This is a genomic window from Pseudomonas sp. LA5 (assembly GCF_028640825.1).
GTDB classification, from domain to species: domain Bacteria; phylum Pseudomonadota; class Gammaproteobacteria; order Pseudomonadales; family Pseudomonadaceae; genus Chryseomonas; species Chryseomonas aestiva.
This window is the reverse complement of sequence record NZ_JAQYZY010000006.1, coordinates 51,293-69,555: the sequence shown is the minus strand read 5'-3', so window position 1 is coordinate 69,555 and position 18,263 is coordinate 51,293. Positions and strand designations below refer to the sequence as shown.

19 protein-coding genes are annotated in these 18,263 nt (G+C 67.3%); 7 read left to right on the top strand and 12 right to left on the bottom strand.

Features of this window, described 5'->3' with window-relative positions; genetic code table 11:
• Positions 1–128: 128 nt before the first annotated feature.
• The gene (gene mtgA / locus PVZ72_RS00350) at positions 129–830 is read right to left on the bottom strand and encodes a monofunctional biosynthetic peptidoglycan transglycosylase (RefSeq protein WP_133861470.1); all 702 of its coding nucleotides are present in this window, start codon (positions 828–830) and stop codon (positions 129–131) included.
• 68 nt (positions 831–898) lie between these two features.
• On the opposite strand from mtgA, the gene PVZ72_RS00345 reads away from it, so the two are divergent.
• The 5 genes from PVZ72_RS00345 (at position 899) to PVZ72_RS00325 (ending at position 5,054) form a co-directional block, all read left to right on the top strand.
• Positions 899–1,276 carry a DUF423 domain-containing protein gene (locus PVZ72_RS00345; protein WP_133861469.1) on the top strand — a complete coding sequence of 126 codons (378 nt, stop codon included), beginning with the start codon at positions 899–901 and terminating at the stop codon, positions 1,274–1,276.
• A 93-nt stretch (positions 1,277–1,369) separates the two neighbouring features.
• The gene (gene thiS, locus PVZ72_RS00340; RefSeq protein ID WP_017640999.1) at positions 1,370–1,570 is read left to right on the top strand and encodes a sulfur carrier protein ThiS; all 201 of its coding nucleotides are present in this window, start codon (positions 1,370–1,372) and stop codon (positions 1,568–1,570) included.
• 19 nt (positions 1,571–1,589) lie between these two features.
• Positions 1,590–2,372, top strand: coding sequence for a thiazole synthase (locus PVZ72_RS00335; protein WP_133861468.1), 783 nt, complete (start codon positions 1,590–1,592; stop codon positions 2,370–2,372).
• Between the two features lie 68 nt (positions 2,373–2,440).
• The gene (trmB, locus tag PVZ72_RS00330) at positions 2,441–3,151 is read left to right on the top strand and encodes a tRNA (guanosine(46)-N7)-methyltransferase TrmB (protein WP_273860899.1); all 711 of its coding nucleotides are present in this window, start codon (positions 2,441–2,443) and stop codon (positions 3,149–3,151) included.
• Between the two features lie 169 nt (positions 3,152–3,320).
• On the top strand, positions 3,321–5,054 hold the full coding sequence (locus tag PVZ72_RS00325) for a putative bifunctional diguanylate cyclase/phosphodiesterase (protein WP_273860898.1): 1,734 nt from the start codon (positions 3,321–3,323) through the stop codon (positions 5,052–5,054).
• On the opposite strand, the gene PVZ72_RS00320 is transcribed toward PVZ72_RS00325, so the two are convergent.
• The 9 genes from PVZ72_RS00320 to PVZ72_RS00280 form a co-directional block, all read right to left on the bottom strand.
• Positions 5,051–5,377, bottom strand: a complete 327-nt coding sequence (locus tag PVZ72_RS00320) for a DUF3392 family protein (RefSeq protein ID WP_273860897.1) — start codon at positions 5,375–5,377, stop codon at positions 5,051–5,053. The two genes, PVZ72_RS00325 and PVZ72_RS00320, sit on opposite strands and share 4 nt — an antisense overlap.
• A gap of 14 nt (positions 5,378–5,391) precedes the next feature.
• Entirely contained in the window at positions 5,392–6,543 is a 1,152-nt protein-coding gene (hemW, locus tag PVZ72_RS00315; RefSeq protein WP_273860896.1) for a radical SAM family heme chaperone HemW, read from the bottom strand.
• Complete coding sequence (gene rdgB, locus PVZ72_RS00310) at positions 6,540–7,133, bottom strand: RdgB/HAM1 family non-canonical purine NTP pyrophosphatase (RefSeq protein WP_133861463.1); 594 nt, start codon at positions 7,131–7,133, stop codon at positions 6,540–6,542. The genes hemW and rdgB overlap by 4 nt, the downstream gene beginning before the upstream one ends.
• A gap of 83 nt (positions 7,134–7,216) precedes the next feature.
• A complete protein-coding gene (metW, locus tag PVZ72_RS00305) occupies positions 7,217–7,837 on the bottom strand; it encodes a methionine biosynthesis protein MetW (RefSeq protein ID WP_133861462.1) in 621 nt (206 codons plus the stop codon).
• A gap of 5 nt (positions 7,838–7,842) precedes the next feature.
• Positions 7,843–8,982: a homoserine O-succinyltransferase MetX gene (metX, locus tag PVZ72_RS00300; protein WP_273860895.1), complete on the bottom strand. Its 1,140-nt coding sequence runs from the start codon at positions 8,980–8,982 to the stop codon at positions 7,843–7,845.
• Positions 8,983–9,090: 108 nt separating this feature from the next.
• Positions 9,091–11,049, bottom strand: a complete 1,959-nt coding sequence (locus PVZ72_RS00295) for a dynamin family protein (protein ID WP_208693865.1) — start codon at positions 11,047–11,049, stop codon at positions 9,091–9,093.
• 118 nt (positions 11,050–11,167) lie between these two features.
• On the bottom strand, positions 11,168–11,761 hold the full coding sequence (locus PVZ72_RS00290) for a YggT family protein (RefSeq protein WP_273860894.1): 594 nt from the start codon (positions 11,759–11,761) through the stop codon (positions 11,168–11,170).
• A 9-nt stretch (positions 11,762–11,770) separates the two neighbouring features.
• Entirely contained in the window at positions 11,771–12,589 is an 819-nt protein-coding gene (gene proC / locus PVZ72_RS00285; protein WP_273860893.1) for a pyrroline-5-carboxylate reductase, read from the bottom strand.
• A gap of 9 nt (positions 12,590–12,598) precedes the next feature.
• Positions 12,599–13,294, bottom strand: coding sequence for a YggS family pyridoxal phosphate-dependent enzyme (locus PVZ72_RS00280; protein ID WP_273860892.1), 696 nt, complete (start codon positions 13,292–13,294; stop codon positions 12,599–12,601).
• Positions 13,295–13,420: 126 nt separating this feature from the next.
• On the opposite strand from PVZ72_RS00280, the gene pilT reads away from it, so the two are divergent.
• Positions 13,421–14,455: a type IV pilus twitching motility protein PilT gene (gene pilT, locus PVZ72_RS00275; protein WP_007161666.1), complete on the top strand. Its 1,035-nt coding sequence runs from the start codon at positions 13,421–13,423 to the stop codon at positions 14,453–14,455.
• Positions 14,455–15,597, top strand: a complete 1,143-nt coding sequence (locus PVZ72_RS00270) for a PilT/PilU family type 4a pilus ATPase (RefSeq protein WP_133861457.1) — start codon at positions 14,455–14,457, stop codon at positions 15,595–15,597. Before pilT ends, PVZ72_RS00270 begins: the two co-directional genes overlap by 1 nt.
• On the opposite strand, the gene PVZ72_RS00265 is transcribed toward PVZ72_RS00270, so the two are convergent.
• Entirely contained in the window at positions 15,594–17,036 is a 1,443-nt protein-coding gene (locus tag PVZ72_RS00265; protein ID WP_273860891.1) for a UdgX family uracil-DNA binding protein, read from the bottom strand. The genes PVZ72_RS00270 and PVZ72_RS00265 overlap by 4 nt on opposite strands.
• On the bottom strand, positions 17,037–18,248 hold the full coding sequence (locus tag PVZ72_RS00260; RefSeq protein WP_017640984.1) for a putative DNA modification/repair radical SAM protein: 1,212 nt from the start codon (positions 18,246–18,248) through the stop codon (positions 17,037–17,039).
• Between the last annotated feature and the right edge of the window lie 15 nt (positions 18,249–18,263).

Sequence of the window (18,263 nt, the reverse complement as noted above, 5' to 3'; positions counted from 1 at the left end):
CCGCTCCTACAGGGTGTGATGCTTCTGTAGGAGCGGCCCATGGCCGCGATGGAGCATCAAGGCACGACCGCATCAATCAACTTGAGTCGGTAGAGTGGAAAACCGCGCAGCGTTTTCCAGTTGCCTGGCTACCGCCCGGTCATCTGCCTGAGATAGTCGCTACCGCCCAGCTGTCGTTCCTGCTGGCGGATCCAGGCGGCGCGTTCGGCGACGTAGGCGCTGGGGCGACTCGGGCTCCATTCGCGGGGATTGGGCAGCACGGCGGCCAGCAGGCTGGCCTGGCGGTCGGAGAGGTAGGGCGCGCCTATGCCGAAATGGTGACGGGCCGCTGCCTCGGCGCCGAACACGCCGTCGTCCCATTCCACGCTGTTGAGATAGACCTCGAGGATGCGCTGCTTGGACCAGAAGGTTTCCAGCAGCACGGTGAACCAGGCTTCGAAGGCCTTGCGCAGATAGCTGCGGCCGCTCCATAGAAAGAGGTTCTTGGCGGTCTGCTGGCTGATGGTGCTGGCGCCGCGCAGGGAACCACCGGCTTCGTTGTGGCTGAAGGCCTGGCGGATCGCCGCCATGTCGAAGCCCCAGTGCTCGGCGAAGTGCTGGTCTTCACCGGCGATCACCGCCATCTTGAGATCGTCCGGCAGCTCCTTCCAGGGTCGCCAGTCGCGCTGCAGATCGATGGGCTTGCCGTCGATCCAAGACTCGACCTTGCGCTCCACCATCAGCATGCTGCCCGGCGGCGGCACCCAGCGCAGGATCAGCACCAGAGCGGCGCTGAGGACGGCGAACCAGAGGGCGATACGCAGGAGACGGCGGAGGAGGGTGAGCAGCATCGGCTTGGTCTTTGGCGGTTAGCGGGCCATTATAACCAGCGCTTCTCTTCCATCGCCCGGTAAAACCCATGTTGCGTCTCTTCCTGCTGTTCGCGGCCCTGGCCGGCTTCACCGGTGTCGGACTCGGCGCCTTCGCCGCCCATGGACTCAAGGGCCGACTGACCGCCGACTACCTGGCCGTGTTCCAGACCGGCGTCCTCTATCAGCTCATCCATGCCCTGGCGCTGTTTGGCGTCGCCCTCTTGTCGCTGCACTTCCAGGGGCGCCTGGTGGCCTGGGCCGGTGGCTTTTTCATCGCCGGCATCCTGCTGTTTTCCGGCAGCCTCTATCTGCTGACGCTGACCGGCATCGCGCGGCTGGGCATCATCACCCCCTTCGGCGGGCTGTGCTTTCTCGCCGGCTGGGCCTGCCTGGCCATCCTCGCCTGGCGCCTGAGCAGTCTCTGACCGCGCACTGGCCGTCGTTCCCGGCCCAGCGCCGCTGCAATGCACGCCCGACCGGCGTAGAATGCCGGCTCACCCCGTGACGATGCCTTTGCCATGCAGATTCTGTTGAACGGCGAATCCCTTGAATTGCCGGACGGCGCCACCGTCGCCGACCTGCTCGTGCGTCTCGACCTGACCGGGCGGCGGGTAGCGGTGGAACGCAACCTCGACATCGTGCCGCGCAGCCAGCACGCCACCACCGCCCTGGTGGACGGCGACCGGCTGGAAGTGGTCCACGCCATCGGCGGCGGCTAGCCGCGCAAGAGGAATCCAGATGAAAGACACTCCCTTTACCCTGGCCGGGCGCACCTATGAGTCGCGTCTGCTGGTCGGGACCGGCAAGTACCGCGATCTCGAAGAGACCCGCGTGGCCATCGAGGCCTCCGGTGCCGAGATCGTCACCGTGGCGGTGCGTCGCACCAACATCGGCCAGACGCCCGGCGAGCCCAATCTGCTCGACGTGATCTCACCCGAGCGCTACACCATCCTGCCGAACACCGCCGGCTGCTATGACGCGGTGGAAGCGGTGCGCACCTGCCGCCTGGCGCGCGAGCTGCTCGACGGTCACAACCTGGTCAAGCTGGAAGTCCTGGCCGACCAGAAGACCCTGTTCCCCAACGTCATCGAGACCCTCAAGGCCGCCGAGACGCTGGTCGCCGACGGCTTCGACGTCATGGTCTACACCAGTGACGATCCCATCGTCGCCCGCCAGCTGGAGGCCATCGGCTGTATCGCCGTCATGCCGCTGGCCGGTCTGATCGGCTCGGGCCTGGGCATCTGCAATCCCTACAACCTGCGCATCATCCTCGAAGAGGCCAAGGTGCCGGTGCTGGTGGATGCCGGGGTGGGTACCGCCTCAGACGCCACCATCGCCATGGAACTGGGTTGCGAAGCGGTGCTGATGAACAGCGCCATCGCCCATGCCCGCGAGCCGGTGCTGATGGCCGAAGCCATGAAGCACGCCATCGTCGCCGGTCGCCTGGCCTATCTGGCCGGGCGCATGCCGCGCAAGCTCTATGCCACGGCCTCCTCGCCGCTGGACGGCCTGGTCAACTAGGACCTGGCGCCTTCCATCACGCGCCCGGCCTCTGCCGGGCGTCTCTTTTTCCCACTATCGATAACGCCATGACCGATCATCAAGACGACCAGACCCCCGACCGCCCCCGGCGCACCATCAAGAGCTTCGTGATGCGCGCCGGCCGCATGACCGAAGGCCAGCAACGCGGTCTCGACCAGGGTTGGCCACGCTTCGGTCTGGAGCTGACCGACGGCCTGCAGGATTTCGACCAGGTGTTCGGGCGCCAGGCGCCACGTACCTTCGAGATCGGTTTCGGCATGGGCCATTCCACCCTGGAAATGGCCGCCGCCGCGCCCGAGCAGGATTTCATCGGCGTCGAGGTGCATCGCCCGGGCGTGGGCGCGCTGCTCAATGGCGCCATGACCCAGGGCCTGACCAATCTGCGGGTCTACAGCTGCGATGCCCTCGAGGTGCTGCGGCAGTGCGTGGCCGATGCCAGTCTGGACCGGGTGCTGCTGTTCTTTCCCGATCCCTGGCACAAGAGCCGTCACCACAAGCGCCGTATCGTCCAGCCGGCCTTCGCCGAACTGGTCCGGCAGAAGCTCAGGGTCGGCGGGGTGCTGCACATGGCCACCGACTGGCAGGCCTATGCCGAGCACATGCTCGAAGTCATGAACGCCGCCCCGGGTTACCGTAACCTCGGCGACGCCTCGGGCTATGTGCCGCGCCCCGAGGAAAGACCCATCACCAAGTTCGAACGCCGTGGCGAGCGACTAGGGCATGGCGTCTGGGATCTCAAGTTCGAACGCCAGAGCTGACCGTGTATCTCTGACGAATCGATCTTGAGCTGCCGACGGGCAATTGGCATGATGGCCAATTGCCCTGCTGTGATGGCGGTTGCAGTCGAATTCACAGAGACACCTGGATGTCAGTCCTCTTCAAGAACGCCAACCGGTCCCGTGCCGCCCTTCGTGAGCGGCGGATTCCATGAGGGATCTGGTCCGTCCCGATTCGCCGACGGCCGAGTTGCACGCCGTACGCCGCTGGCTCGAAGTCGAGCGTAGCGCTCGCCAGCGCACCGAGCGCTCGCTGCACCTCATCGCTTCAGCCTTCGCCCTCTGCCGCGACGCCATGGCCGTGCTGACCGAAAGCGGGCAGATCATCGAAGCCAATGACGCCCTGCGCGCCCTGATGCTCAGTGCGGAGCGCAGTGTCAGCGGCCAGTACCTGTCGCACTACATCAAGTTGCCCGAGGCGGCCATCCGTACCTTCGAGCGCGACGGCTATGCCCTGTGCGAAGCCCAGTTCCACGTCTCCGCCAAGCGGATCACGCCGGTGGAGATCAGTCTGAGTCGCTTCGCCGGCGAGGCGGATCGCGAAGGCTACGTGGTCGCCAGTCTGAGGGACATCACCGAGCGCAAGCGCGCCGAGCAGGCGCTGGAGCGCATGGCGCTCAGCGACGCCCTGACCCAGTTGCCCAATCGCACCTCCTTCTACCAGGACTTCGAGGCGCGCCTGCAGGACCTCGAAGAGACCGGCAACCTCGCGGTGCTGTTCATCGATGTGGACGGCTTCAAGGAGGTCAACGACTCCCTGGGCCACGCCGCCGGTGACGAATTGCTCTGCGCCCTGGTGCGCGAGTTGCGCCAGGTACTGGGGGCCGGTGAGGTGCTGGCGCGCTGGGGTGGCGATGAATTCGTCGCCCTGCTGGACGTGAGCGATCGCGACCAGGCCCGCCAGGTCGCCGAGCAACTGGTGCAGGCGGTGGGTCGGCAGCAGTGCATCGCCGGCCACGATATCCGCGTATCGGCCAGCATAGGCCTGAGTCTGGCGCCCGAAGAGGGGCTGGATGTGGAGACCCTGCTGCGCAATGCCGATGCCGCCATGTACGCGGCCAAGGCGGCCGGCAAGAGCCGGGTGCGCTGCTACGATCCGCAACTGACCTGCGAGGCGCGCAGCAAGGTGACCCTGCTGGCCCATCTGCACGGCGCCATCGAGGCGGAGCTCATCACCTTCGTCCTGCAGCCCAAGTTCGATGCCCGCCAGCGCATGGTCAGCGCCGAGTTGCTGGCGCGCTGGAACTGTCCGGGCGTCGGCGCGGTGCCGCCCAACGTCTTCGTCGCCCTGGCCGAGCAGAACGGCATGGCCTCGGCCCTCGGGCGGCTGGCGATCCGCCGCGCAGCCGCTTGCGCCCGGGCCCTGCAGGACGCCGGTCTGCAGATCCCGGTGGCAGTCAACATCTCGCCGCTGCAGGTGGCCGATGATGAACTGGCCGAGGTTCTCGCGGCCGCCTGCGCCGAATTCGGCATCGAGCCCAGGGCGCTGGAGCTGGAGGTGACCGAATCGGTATTCCTGCAGCAGGGCACGCCGGAGCGGCGCCTGGCCGCCTTGCGCGAGCAGGGCTTTCGGGTGGCGATGGACGATTTCGGCACCGGCTATTCGTCGCTGGGCTATCTGCACCGCCTGCCCTTCGACACCATCAAGATCGACCGCAGCTTTCTGCTGGCGGTGGACGCCGACGACCGATCCCGGCAGTTGCTGGCGGGCATCGTCAGCCTGTGCCGCGCACTGGACATGCAGATCGTCGCCGAAGGGGTGGAAACCCAAGCCCAGTTCGAATTGCTCAAGGACCTGGGCGTGGACACCTTCCAGGGCTTCCTGCTGGGTCGCCCGCAATCCCTGGAGTGCCTGCTGGACGGTATCCGCGCCCGCTGCCGCTAGCTACGGCGTTCGGCCAGCACGCCCAGCAGGCAGACGCCGATCAGCAGCACCGGGGACAGGGCATAGTTGTTGAACTGCGCCAGGCCCTTGACCACCCAGGGGGTCAGGAAGGTCATGGCGGCGCCATAGATGGCCAGGCAGGCCAGGGCGAAGGCCGGTATCCGAACGGCGGTCGGCAGGCTGCCCAGCCGCGCCTGGATGAAGGCGTTGACCTGGCTGCCGAACAGCACCAGCAGGGTGGCGGTGACCGCCAGGGCCACCTCGTCCAGGTGGCTGCGGCTCCAGCGGGAGAGGTCGGCGATATGGTCGAGTACGAAGTCCAAGGCAGAGCTCCTCGTCAGTCAGGCAGAAAGGATTGCAAGAGGTCGTTCAGGAACAGCTGGCCGCGGGTGGTGGGGCGCAGCCGCTGTTCATCCTCGGCCAGCAGGCCGGCGCGGCGCGCCGCGGCCAGTGCGGGCGCCAGGCTGTCCAGGGACTGGCCGGTCCGCTGCGGATACCAGGCGGCGGGTACCCCGTCCACCAGGCGCAGCGCGTTCATCATGAAGTCGAAGGGCAGGTCGGCTGGCGCCAGGGGTTTCGCGCCGGCCTGGAAGGCCTTTGCCGGGTCCAGATAGTCCTTGGGCAGGCGGGTCTTCCAGGTGCGCTGCAGGGTGCCGTCCGGGGCGCTGAGCTTGGCGTGGGCGCCGGCGCCGATGCCGAGGAAGTCGCCGAAGCCCCAGTAGTTGAGATTGTGCCGCGCCTGGCGCCCGGGCTGGGCATAGGCAGAGGTCTCGTACTGGTGGTAACCGGCGGCCGCCAGCCGCGCCTGGCCGGCTTCCTGGATGTCCCAGAGGGTGTCGTCTTCGGGCAGCTCCGGTGGCTGGCTCCAGAACACCGTGTTGGGCTCCATGGTCAGCTGGTACCAGGACAGGTGGGTGGGCGCGAGCGCGATGGCCTGCTCCAGATCGCCGAGGGCATCGGCCACGCTCTGCTCGGGCAGGCCGTGCATCAGGTCCAGGTTGAAATTGTCGAAGCCGGCGGCGCGCGCCCGGTCGGCGGCGCGAATGGCTTCATCGCGGCCGTGGATGCGCCCCAGGGCCTTGAGCTTGGCGTCCTGGAAGCTCTGGATGCCGATCGACAGCCGATTGATGCCCAGCCCGCGGTAGGCGACGAACTTGGCCTGCTCGAAGGTGCCGGGATTGGCCTCCAGGGTGATCTCGATATCCGGCGCGAAGCTCAGCCGCCGGGCCACGCCATCCAGCAGACGGCCCAGGGCCGCGGCGGAAAACAGACTGGGCGTGCCGCCGCCGAAGAAGATCGAGGTCAGCGGGCGGCCATGGACGTGCGCCAGGTCGTTGTCCAGATCCGCCAGCAGGGCATCGACATACTCGGCCTCCGGCAGGGTCGGGCCGGCCGCATGGGAGTTGAAGTCGCAATAGGGGCACTTGCGCACGCACCAGGGGATATGGATGTAGAGCGCCAGTGGCGGCAGGGCGAACACCTGGGTCACAGGCCGAGCCGTTGCTTGAGCTGGGCCATGGCGCGGGCGCGATGGCTGCGCTGGTTCTTTTCCGCCGGCGCCAGTTCGGCCGCGGAGACCGCTTCGCCATCGGGCTGGAACAGCGGATCGTAGCCGAAGCCATGCTCGCCCTGGGCGGCATGGAGGATGCGCCCGGGCCAGAGGCCCTCGCAGAGGATCGGCAAGGGATCGTCGGCGTGGCGCACTAGCGCCAGCACGCAGACGAACTGGCCGGTACGCTCGGCGTCGGGGACGTCACGCAGAACGTCGAGCAGCTTGGCGTTGTTGGCGGCATCGCCCTTACCGTCGGCGTAGCGGGCAGAATAGATGCCGGGAGCACCGCCGAGGGCATCCACCGCCAGGCCCGAATCGTCGGCCAGGGCCGGCAGACCGGACAGCCGCGCCGCGTTGCGCGCCTTGAGGATGGCGTTCTCGACAAAGGACAGCCCGGTTTCCTCGGGTTCCACCTGGCTGAATTCGCCCACCGAGCGCACCCGCACCCGGTCGCCGAGCATGGCCTGGAGTTCCTTGAGCTTGCCGGCATTGTGGCTGGCGAGAACCAGTTCGGTAAGGTCGGACATGGGAGACACCGCGTCGCGTTGAGAAGGGCGGCGTATTGTACGCGAAGCCGTGCCCAGGCTGGCTGCGCCGCCCGTGCCTTACGTCATATCGCGACGCGCAGGTCGTGCAAGTGCGGCGCGCTGACCCGGTAGATACCGATCTCGCCGAGCAGGTTTGGCCACAGCTTGCTGGCCCAGCCATGACGATGCAGGCGGTCCACGGCGAGACGATCCAGCACCTGGGCACGCTGTTCGCGGCAGAGGCGTTCGAAGTCCTCGAAGGTGCAGAAGTGAATGTTCGGTGTGTTGTACCAGGTGTAGGGCAGGAAGTCCGAGACCGGCATCCGCCCCCGGCCGCCCAGGTACAGCCGGCAGCGCCAGTGACCGAAATTGGGAAAGGTGATGATGCACTGGCGACCAACCCTGAGCATCTCCTGGAGGATGCGATCCGGGTACTGCATGGCCTGCAGCGACTGGGTCATGACCACCACGTCGAAGCTGTCGCTGGCGAAGTTGGCCAGGCCGCCGTCGAGATCCTGCTCGATGACGTTGACGTCCTTGAGCAGGCATTCGGCGATCTTGTCCGGGTCGATCTCCAGGCCGTAGCCGGTGACCTGCTTGTGATCGCGCAGCCAGGCGAGCAACTCGCCGGTGCCGCAACCGAGGTCGAGGACCCGGCTGCCGGCGGGGATCCATTCCTGAATGATGTCCAGATCGGCGCGCACGGCAGCTATACCTCGATGCGGGTCATGTAGTGGGAGAAGGCCTGCAGATAGCGCGGGATGGGGATGAGGAAGGCGTCATGCCCCTGGGGCGCGTCGACCTCCAGGTAGCTGACGTCCTTGCGCGCGGCCATCAGGGCGTTAACGATCTCCTTGGAGCGCGCCGGCGAAAAACGCCAGTCGGTGGTGAAGGAGACGATCAGGAAGCGCGCCTGCACTCCGGCCAGGGTCTTGGCCAGGTCGCCGCCCTGGGCATGGGCCGGATCGAAATAGTCCAGCGCCTTGGTCATCAGCAGGTAGGTGTTGGCGTCGAAGCGGCCGGAGAATTCCTCGCCCTGGTAGCGCAGGTAGCTCTCCACCTGGAATTCGACACTGTGGAAGTCGTAGTTGAGCTGGTCGGTCTTGAGTTCACGACCGAATTTCTCGCCCATGGCCTCGTCGGACAGGTAGGTGATGTGGCCGACCATGCGCGCCAGTATCAGGCCGCGCTTGGGGATCACGCCCTTTTCCTGGAAGTGGCCGGCGTGGAAATCCGGGTCCGAAAGGATGGCCTGGCGCGCCACCTCGTTGAAGGCGATGTTTTCCGCCGACAGCTTGGGTGCCGAGGCGATGGCCAGGCAGTGGCGGATGCGCTCGGGATAGCTTATGGTCCACTGCAGCGCCTGCATGCCGCCCAGGCTGCCGCCGATCACCGCCGCCCACTGCCCGATACCCAGGCGATCGGCCAGCCGGGCCTGGCTGTTGACCCAGTCCTCCACGGTCAGCACCGGGAAGTCCGCGCCATAGGCCCGACCGGTCTCGGGGTTCGGACTGCTGGGGCCGGTGGAGCCGTTGCAGCCGCCCAGGTTGTTGAGGGCGACGACAAAGAACTTGCGGGTGTCGATGGGCTTGCCGGGACCGATGCAGCTATCCCACCAGCCCGGCTTGCGGTCGTCCATGCTGTGGTAGCCGGCCGCGTGGTGATGGCCCGAGAGCGCGTGGCAGATCAGCACGGCGTTGCTGCGACTGGCGTTGAGTTCGCCATAGGTCTCGACCATCAGGTCGTAGGCCGGCAGGGTGCGACCACAGGCCAGGGCCAGGGGCTCGTTGAAGTGCAGCAGCTCGGGGGTGACCAGGCCGACGGAATCTTCGGGAATGACGCTGGGCATTGACGGCTCGTCCGGGGCGGGGCTCGCCAGTCTAAAGAGCACCGCCGGGAGCGGCAAGGGCAGGCGTGGCGCGGCGGCCAGGGATCGCGCCGCGCGTGGCGGGTGGGGCTAGCCGACCCGCGCCAGCGGCAGGGCGACTACGTTGTCGTGGCGTTGGGACGGTGCCGGCCGGTTGATCTGCTTGAGCATGTCGCTGACCTCGCTGAGCTGCCCGTGCAGGACGTCCTCGTGCACCTGCAGCCGACGCACCTGCTCCTGGCTGTTGAGGTTCTGCTGGGTGAGCTGCTTGAGCGCCAGCATGCTGGTTTCCAGCAACTGCTTCTGCTCGCGGGTGTGCTGCACCAGCGGGGTCAGGGCGCCGTCGTTCCAGCGCAGCACCTGGGCGTGGGCGCCTTCCTGCAGCGCCTGGACCTCCTGGGCGACGGTGGCGAAGAAGCGGCGGCCCAGGGCGCTCTGCTCGGTGAGCAGGGTCTTGACCTGGCGCTGCACCTCCTCGGTCTTGAGTTGCAGCTGGCGCAGCTCGCGGACATAGGGGCGGATGCGCAGTCGCGGCGCTTCCAGGGGATGCAGCGGATTCTCCACATTGTGCCGCTGGTAGACCGCGCCGAGCACCTTGTTGGCCCGATCCGCCTCGTTGTCCAGGGCCAGCAGGTCATGCTCGACCACGCGGAAGAAACGGGTGATGGACTGGTTGATGCCGACGGTGGTCAGGCTGGTGCGAAATTCCCGGCGGGCGGTGTCCAGGTGGGCGTCCAGGCGCTCCGGCGCGACCAGGTCGGTCAGCAGCTTGCGCTGCCCGGCCAGCATGTTCTGGGTGGTGCGCAGATCCAGCAGGCGGCGGTGGTAGAGGTCGTACTCCTGGCGCGTGCGAGCGGTCTGCAACTCCAGGCCGGCACCGGGCAGTTCCTCGTCGGCCAGTTGCGCGTACTGGGCGCGAATGGCCTCCAGGCGCTGTTCGATAAGCGTCCGGCTGGCGCCGAGCAGACCACTGGCCTGCTGCACGATGCGCTGCTGCAACAGACGCTCGCGGGCGCCGACGATGCGTTCGGCGAGCAGCTGTTCGAGGCTGTCCAGCTGGCTGCGCGCGAGCAGTTCCAGATCGCCGCGGACCTTGCCCAGCAGCGCCTGCTTGGCCGATAGCGGCAGGATGTGTTCGGCCGGCAGCGCCAGTTGCCGGGCGCTGGCCTGGCGGACGTTTTCCAGGGACTGGGCGACATGGGCAACGCCGCCGAGGTCGTCCCAGAGGCTGTCGATCTTGTTCATTACCGCGAACAGCCGCTCCGGGGCATCGCCCAACGATGGCTTGACGCACTGCTCCCAGAGCGCGAGATCCGAGGCGGTCACGCCGGTGTCGGCACCGATCAGAAAGAGCACGGCCTGGGCGTGGGGCAGCAGCGACAGGGTCAGTTCCGGCTCGGCGCCCAGGGCGTTGAGGCCGGGGGTGTCGAGGATGCGCAGGCCCTGGCGCAGCAGCGGATGGTCGATGCTGATCAGCGCGTGGCGCCAGGCCGGGATGCTGACCAGGCCGTCGCTGTCGAGTTGTTCCAGCTGCTCGGGATCGAAGCCCAGCTGCACGGCGGCGGCGGTTTCCACCTCGCGGGTCTCGGTGACCTTGGCCAGCAGGGCGGCCATGGCGTCCGGGTGGCGGTCGTCCAGGGGGAAGCGTTGCCAGGCCTCGGGCGCCTTGCGCCAGGCGGTCAGGCTGCGTTCGTCGAGGCGGCTGTCGATGGGCAGCAGCTGCAGATAGGGTCCGTCGGACCCGGCGTCATAGAAGATCTCGGTGGGGCACATGGTGGTGCGCCCGGCCTGGGACGGCAGCATGCGCTGGCCGTAGTCGGCGAAGAAGAGGGCGTTGATCAGCTCGGTCTTGCCGCGCGAGAACTCGCCGGCGAAGGCCAGGGTGATGCCGTCGGCCTGCAATTCGCTCTGGCAGGTCGCCAGGGCGGCGTCCAGGGCGGGGGAGGCGAGACGATTACGCTGCAACCAGTCGCGGTAGCGGCCCAATTGGGTATCGAGTTCGGCTTTCCACGTGGCATAGGCACCGACGTGGCGGAACAGGCGTTCCATAGGGGACTTCCTTGACCTGAACAGCAAAGACTGGACGGTGCCCCAGCGTCCGGCGGGACGTCAATGCCGCCTCCGCCACGACGCGGCGGGCGGTCGTGGCGGGTGCGCGAATGGCGCGTCAGAGGAAGGGCGCGAGAATCTGCGGCATGCCGGTGGCCGCGGCCAGCTGGCCGATGACGAAGCGATCCAGCAGATTGATCACGATGAAGGCGAAGATCGGCGACAGATCCAGGCCGCCGAGGCTCGGCAGGATGCGGCGGAAGGGCGCCAGCAACGGCTCGCAGATCTGGTTGACCAGTTCGGCCGCCGGGTTGTGGATCTGGGGCGCGACCCAGGAGAGGATGACGCTGACGATCAGGGCGAAGAAGAACACCTTGAGGAACAGCGACGCCACGCCCAGCAGCGCCCAGATCAGCAGGGCAGGGAACAGGCCGCCGATGCTGGCGCCGAGCAGCACCACCACGACCATCATCAGCGCCAGCTGGACCAGGATCGCCAGCACCAGGGCCGCCAGATCGACGCCGCCGAAGCCGGGGATGATGCGCCGTACCGGCTTGAGCAGCGGCTGGGTGGCGCGCACGGTGAATTGCGACAGCGGGTTGTAGAAGTCGGCCCGCACCAGCTGCAGGATGAAGCGCAGCAGGATGATCAGCAGATAGAGGCTGCCGAGGGTCTGGATGACGTAGACGAGAGCTTGGGCGAAAGCGGACATGGATACTCCTTATCGATCCGGCAACTGGGCCAGTTCCGCAGCCCGGTCGGCCGCGGCGGTGAGGGCTTCTTCCACCAGGTCGGAAAAGGCCCCGGCTTGGAAGGTTTCGATGGCGCGTTCGGTGGTGCCCTTGGGGGACATCACCGAGCGGCGCAATTGTTCGGGGCTGCGGTCGCCCTGACAGGCCATGGCGGCGGCGCCGCGGGCGGTGTGCAGGGTCAGCTGCTGGGCGACCTCGGCCGGCAGGCCGAGCTTGGTGCCGGCCTCGGTCATGGCTTCCATCAGCAGGAAGAAATAGGCCGGACCGCTGCCGGAGACGGCGGTGACCGCATCCAGCTGCTGCTCTTCCTCGACCCAGAGGGCCAGGCCGACCGCGGCGAGGATCTCCTGGGCACGGGCGCGCTGTTCGGCAGTGACCTGGTCATTGGCGAACAGGCCGCTGGCACCCAGGCGCAGCTGCGAAGGCACGTTGGGCATGCAGCGCACCAGGGCGCGCCGGCCCAGCCAGAGTGTCAGGCTGGCGCAGGTAATGCCGGCGGCGACCGAGACGATCAGCTGATCCGGGCGCAGGTGGGGCGCCAGCTCCTGGCAGACCTCGGCCATCACCTGGGGCTTCACCCCCAGCACCACCACGTCGGCATCCGCGAGCACGGCACTGTTGCTGGCCTCGACGCGGATGCCATGGTCCCGGGCCAGGGCTTCGCGCTTGGCCGGGTTGCGATTGCTGGCGCTGAGCTGCCGGGCCGGCATGCCCTGGGCGAGTAGCCCGCCGATGATGGCGCCGGCCATGTTGCCGGCGCCGATGAAGGCGATGCGGGTGTCGTTCATCGAGACTTCCTAGGTTGAAGGGGTGGCGCCGTAGTCACGGGCGCCAAAGAGGGCGGTACCGACGCGGACCCAGGTGGCCCCTTCGGCGATGGCGGCTTCCAGATCCTGGCTCATGCCCATGGACAGGGTGTCCAGGCCCAGGTTCAGGGCCTCGCTCAAGGTACGCAGTCGGGCGAAGGCGGCGCGCTGGCTGGCCGGGTCCTCGGTGGGTTCGGGGATGGCCATCAGGCCACGCAGGCGCAGGTTGGGCAACTGGCTGACCGCGGCGGCCAGGGCCGGCAGGTCGTCGGGGTGGCAGCCGGACTTGCTGGCCTCGCCACTGACGTTGACCTGCAGGCAGATGTTCAGCGGCCCGCGCTCGGACGGACGCTGTTCGGCCAGGCGCTGGGCGATCTTCAGGCGATCCACCGAATGCACCCAGTCGAAGTGGCAGGCGATGGCGCGGGTCTTGTTGGACTGGATGGGGCCGATGAAATGCCACACCAGTGGCAGGTCGGCCAGCGCCGGCTGCTTGTCCAGCGCCTCCTGCAGGTAGTTCTCGCCGAAGTCGCGCAGGCCCGCGGCGGCGGCCTCGCGCAAGGCGGCGGCGGGCTTGGTCTTGCTCACCGCCAGCAGGCCGACAGTCGCGGGATCGCGGCCTGCCGTCCGGCTGGCGGCGGCGATGCGTTCGAGTACGGTTGCGCTATTCTCGGCTATCGTGGACATTCAGCCCCTGCTTGCGTCGGCGCATCCGGCAGGCCTCGGCGTACCGGATGAGTGAGTGGCGGTGACCAGGTCAGACCGCCAGTGCTGCGCGGCATTCTACCTGCTTGCTCGACATCTGGGAGTCCCATGGATATCACCGAATTGCTGGCCTTTTCCGCGCGGCAAGGCGCCTCCGACCTGCACCTGTCCGCCGGCCTGCCGCCGATGATCCGCGTCGACGGCGACGTGCGCCGCATCAACCTGCCGGCCTTCGAGCACAAGCAGGTGCACGCGCTGATCTACGACATCATGAACGACAAGCAGCGCAAGGACTTCGAGGAATTCCTGGAGACCGACTTCTCCTTCGAGGTGCCGGGCGTGGCGCGCTTCCGGGTCAATGCCTTCAACCAGAATCGTGGCGCCGGCGCGGTGTTCCGGACCATCCCTTCCAAGGTGCTGAGCATGGAAGAGCTGGGCATGGGCGAGGTGTTCAAGAAGATCACCGACGTTCCGCGCGGCCTGGTGCTGGTGACCGGGCCCACCGGTTCGGGCAAGTCCACTACCCTGGCGGCCATGCTCGACTATCTCAACAACACCAAGTACCACCACATCCTCACCATCGAGGACCCCATCGAATTCGTCCACGAATCCAAGAAGTGCCTGGTCAACCAGCGCGAGGTGCACCGCGACACCCTGGGCTTCTCCGAGGCCCTGCGCTCGGCGCTGCGCGAAGACCCGGACATCATCCTGGTCGGCGAGCTGCGCGACCTGGAGACCATCCGCCTGGCGCTGACCGCGGCCGAGACCGGGCACCTGGTGTTCGGCACCCTGCACACCACCTCGGCGGCCAAGACCATCGACCGGGTGGTGGACGTCTTTCCGGCGGAAGAAAAGTCCATGGTGCGCTCCATGCTGTCCGAATCCCTGCAGGCGGTGGTCTCCCAGACCTTGCTGAAGAAGGTCGGCGGCGGCCGGGTGGCGGCCCACGAGATCATGATCGGCACCCCGGCCATCCGTAACCTGATCCGCGAGGACAAGGTGGCGCAGATGTATTCCTCGATCCAGACCGGGGGCGGCCTGGGCATGCAGACCCTGGACATGTGCCTCAAGGCGCTGCTGGCCAAGGGATTGATCAGCCGCGACGCGGCCCGCGAGAAGGCCAAGACGCCGGAGAACTTCTGATGGATTTCGACAGGTTCCTGCAGCTGATGGTGGACAAGGGGGCGTCCGACCTCTTCATCACCACCGGCGTGCCCCCCTCGATGAAGATCAACGGGCGCATGACGCCGGTCACCAAGGATTCGCTCACGCCGGATCAGTGCCGAGCCATCGTGCTGGGGGTGATGAACGACGAGCAGCGCCAGGAATTCCAGCAGAAGCGCGAGTGCAACTTCGCCATCAGCGCCCGCGGCATCGGCCGCTTCCGGGTCAGCGCCTTCTATCAGCGCAACCTGGTGGGCATGGTGCTGCGCCGCATCGAGGTCAACATCCCCACGGTCGAGCAGCTGCGCCTGCCGGAGATCATCAAGAAGCTGGCCATGACCAAGCGTGGCCTGGTGATCTTCGTCGGCGCCACCGGCACCGGCAAGTCCACCTCGCTGGCGGCCATGATCGGCCACCGCAACAAGAACTCGGCGGGGCACATCATCTCCATCGAGGACCCCATCGAATACATCCACCAGCACCAGGGCTGCATCGTCACCCAGCGCGAGGTGGGCATCGACACCGAGTCCTTCGAGGTGGCGCTGAAGAACACCCTGCGCCAGGCACCGGACGTCATCATGATCGGCGAGATCCGTAGCCGCGACACCATGGAGCACGCCCTGGCCTTCGCCGAGACCGGTCACCTGTGCCTGGCCACCCTGCACGCCAACAACGCCAACCAGGCGCTGGATCGCATCATTCACTTCTTCCCGGCCGATCGGCACGGCCAGACCTGGATGGACCTGTCGCTCAACCTCAAGGGCATCGTCGCCCAGCAGCTGGTGCCCACCACCGACGGCCAGGGGCGGCGCGCGGTGATCGAGGTGCTGCTCAACACCCCGCTGGTCGCCGACCTGATCCGCAAGGGCGAGGTGCATGAACTCAAGGCGCTGATGAAGAAGTCCGGCGAACTGGGCATGCAGACCTTCGACCAGTCGCTCTACAGCCTCTATCGTGACGGTGAGATCAGCTACGAAGCGGCCCTGGCCCACGCCGATTCCGCCAATGACCTGCGGCTGATGATCAAGCTGGGGTCGGAGACGGATGCCGATCACCTCAATCAGACCACCCGCAATCTCTCGGTGGACATGGGCGACGATCCGCCCAAGCGCTTCCGCTAGCCTTCGCCTTCGGCTGCCAGGGTCCTGGCCTCGCGCAGGGCCGCCACCAGGGCCTGGCGCGCCTGCTCCTGCTGCTCGGCGTCCGGGGTGCGCAGGATGTAGGAAGGGTGATAGGTGGCGATGATCCAGCGCTCGTCCAGCCGCAGCGGTCGGCCCATGAACTGCGCCAGGCCCCGGGGCTTGCGCTTGAGCAGGGCTTCCAGGGCGGTCGAGCCCAGGGCCACCACCACCGTCGGCTGGATGTCGCGCAATTCCTGCTCCAGCCAGTAGCGGCAGGGGGCGATCTCCGGTCCCGGGGTGACGTGCTTGCGTCTGCGCCCCTGGGGAATCCACTTGAAGTGCTTGACCGCATTGGTCAGGAACACCTCGCTGCGCTCGAGGCCGGCCTCGGCCAGCGCCGCCATCAGCACCTGCCCGGCCGGGCCGACGAAGGGCCGACCCGCCAGGTCTTCCTGATCACCGGGCTGTTCGCCCAGCAGCAGGATGCGCGCGGTACGCGGGCCTTCGCCGGCCACCGGCTGGGTGGCCTTTTCCCACAGCTCGCAGCGGCGGCAGTCATCGAGGGTGGTGGGCAGCGGTCGCTCCGGCTGCGCACGTTCCGCGGCGATCAATACCTCGCGACCGCTCTGGCGACCCACGGCCTCGGCCTGGGCCAGGCGCTGGGCGCCAGCGCGGGCTTCGCTGAGCAGCGCCGGGATCAGCGACCCTTCCGGCAGATCCTTCCAGAAGCGCGCCGGCATGTTGCCCCTCAGGGTGCGCGGATTGGCCCGCGCCGGATTGAAGGTGCTGCGGTAATAGGCGCGCCAGAGTTCATCGCCGGCGTTGCGGTCATCGTCTTCCGGGGTCTGCCGCGCCAGCTGCTGTAGCTCGGCGGGGCAGGGCTCCACCAGTTGCAGCGCCTGGCCGTCCCAGAGCGCGGCCGCCTCGGGGGTCGCGATCAGCCAGCTGCTGTTGCCCATGCGGTCGCAGAAATGCGGCGCCGCCAGGGCCAGGACGTCGTGGGCCGGCTGGTGCCAGGCCACCCAGGCCGGCGGACCGGCGCTTTCCGCCCGCGGCCGAAAGCGCAGGAAGGCATGCACATGGTGGATCTCGCGGCGGATCGCCTTGACCCGGCGCTGCAATTCGCTGCCATCCTCGTCACCGGCCAGCATCGCCGCCCGTTCCCCCCGCGCGACCCGCCAGAGCACCTGGTAGAGCAGAGCCCAGCGATCATCGCTGCGAAAGCAGGCGGCGTAGTTCAGGGCCTCGGCCAGTTGGGGCGGAATGCGTATGGCGCCACTCGGCGGCGGTGCCGTGGCCTCGACCGGTTCGTCGAACAGATCGCCCAGCCCACGACTCTCCTGCCAGCTCACCTGGGCCGGGGCGATACCCGCCTGGAGCAACCGGCGCGCTTCCTTGCGCCAGCCGGCGAAGGTGCCGTCGAAATCGACTCTCTGCATCTAGAGCAGGGCGAGCTGAGCGGGCGGTTCGGCGAGTTGCCGGCGCAGGTCGAGGGACTCGGCCAGGCGCGGCTGTGGCCGGTAGTCCTGGGTGATGATGAAGGGTCGTGCCTTCTCGACGCTGCATTTCAGGCGGATCAGATCGGCGTAACGGATGCGCCGCTCGCGCCTGAGCTCCACCAGCCGCTTGGCCGAGAGCACGCCGATGCCGGGCACCCGGGCGATCAGCGCCTGGTCGGCCCGATTGAGATCCAGCGGGAAGATGGCCCGGTTGTGCAGCGCCCAGGCCAACTTGGGGTCCACGTCCAGCGGCAGCTGGCCGTCTTCGGTAGGCAACTCCTCCGCCTGGAAGCCATAGCCGCGCATGAGGAAGTCGGCCTGGTACAGGCGGTGCTCGCGCAGCAAGGGTGGCGGTTGCAGCGGCACCGTGCCGGGGCTTTCCGGAATGGGGCTGAAGGCCGAGTAGTAGACGCGCTTGAGGCGATAGGCGCCATACAGCGTCTGGGCGGTGTCGAGGATGGTGCGGTCGTCGGTGGCATCGGCACCCACGATCATCTGGGTGCTCTGGCCCGCCGGGGCGAAACGCGGTGCCTTGGCTTCGGCCTCGGCTTCCTCCAGGCCCAGGCGGATATTGCCCATGGTCTTGCGGATGCTGCTGCCGTTCTTTTCCGGCGCCAGCTTGATCAGGCTGCTCTCGGTGGGCAGCTCGATGTTGACCGATAGGCGGTCGGCATAGAGACCCGCCTGGGCGATGATCTCGGGATCTGCGTCGGGAATGGTCTTGAGGTGGATGTAGCCGCGGAACTGGTGCTGTTCGCGCAACAGCTGGGCCACCCGGGTCATCTGCTCCATGGTGTAGTTGGAGGAGCGGATGATGCCGGAGCTGAGGAACAATCCGCTGATGACATTGCGCCGGTAGAAGTCGAGGGTCAGCTGCACCACTTCCTCGGGCGTGAAGCGCGCCCGCGGCACGTTGCTGCTACGACGATTGACGCAGTACTGGCAGTCGTACTGGCAGAAGTTGGTCAGCAGCACCTTGAGCAGCGCTACGCAGCGCCCATCGGGGGTGAAGCTGTGGCAGATGCCCATGCCATCGGTCGAGCCCAGGCCGTCCTTGCCCTTCGAGCTGCGTTTGGGCGCACCGCTGCTGGCGCAGGACACGTCGTACTTGGCGGCATCGGCGAGAATGATCAGCTTGTCGGCGAGCTCCATCGAGATCTCCTGGAC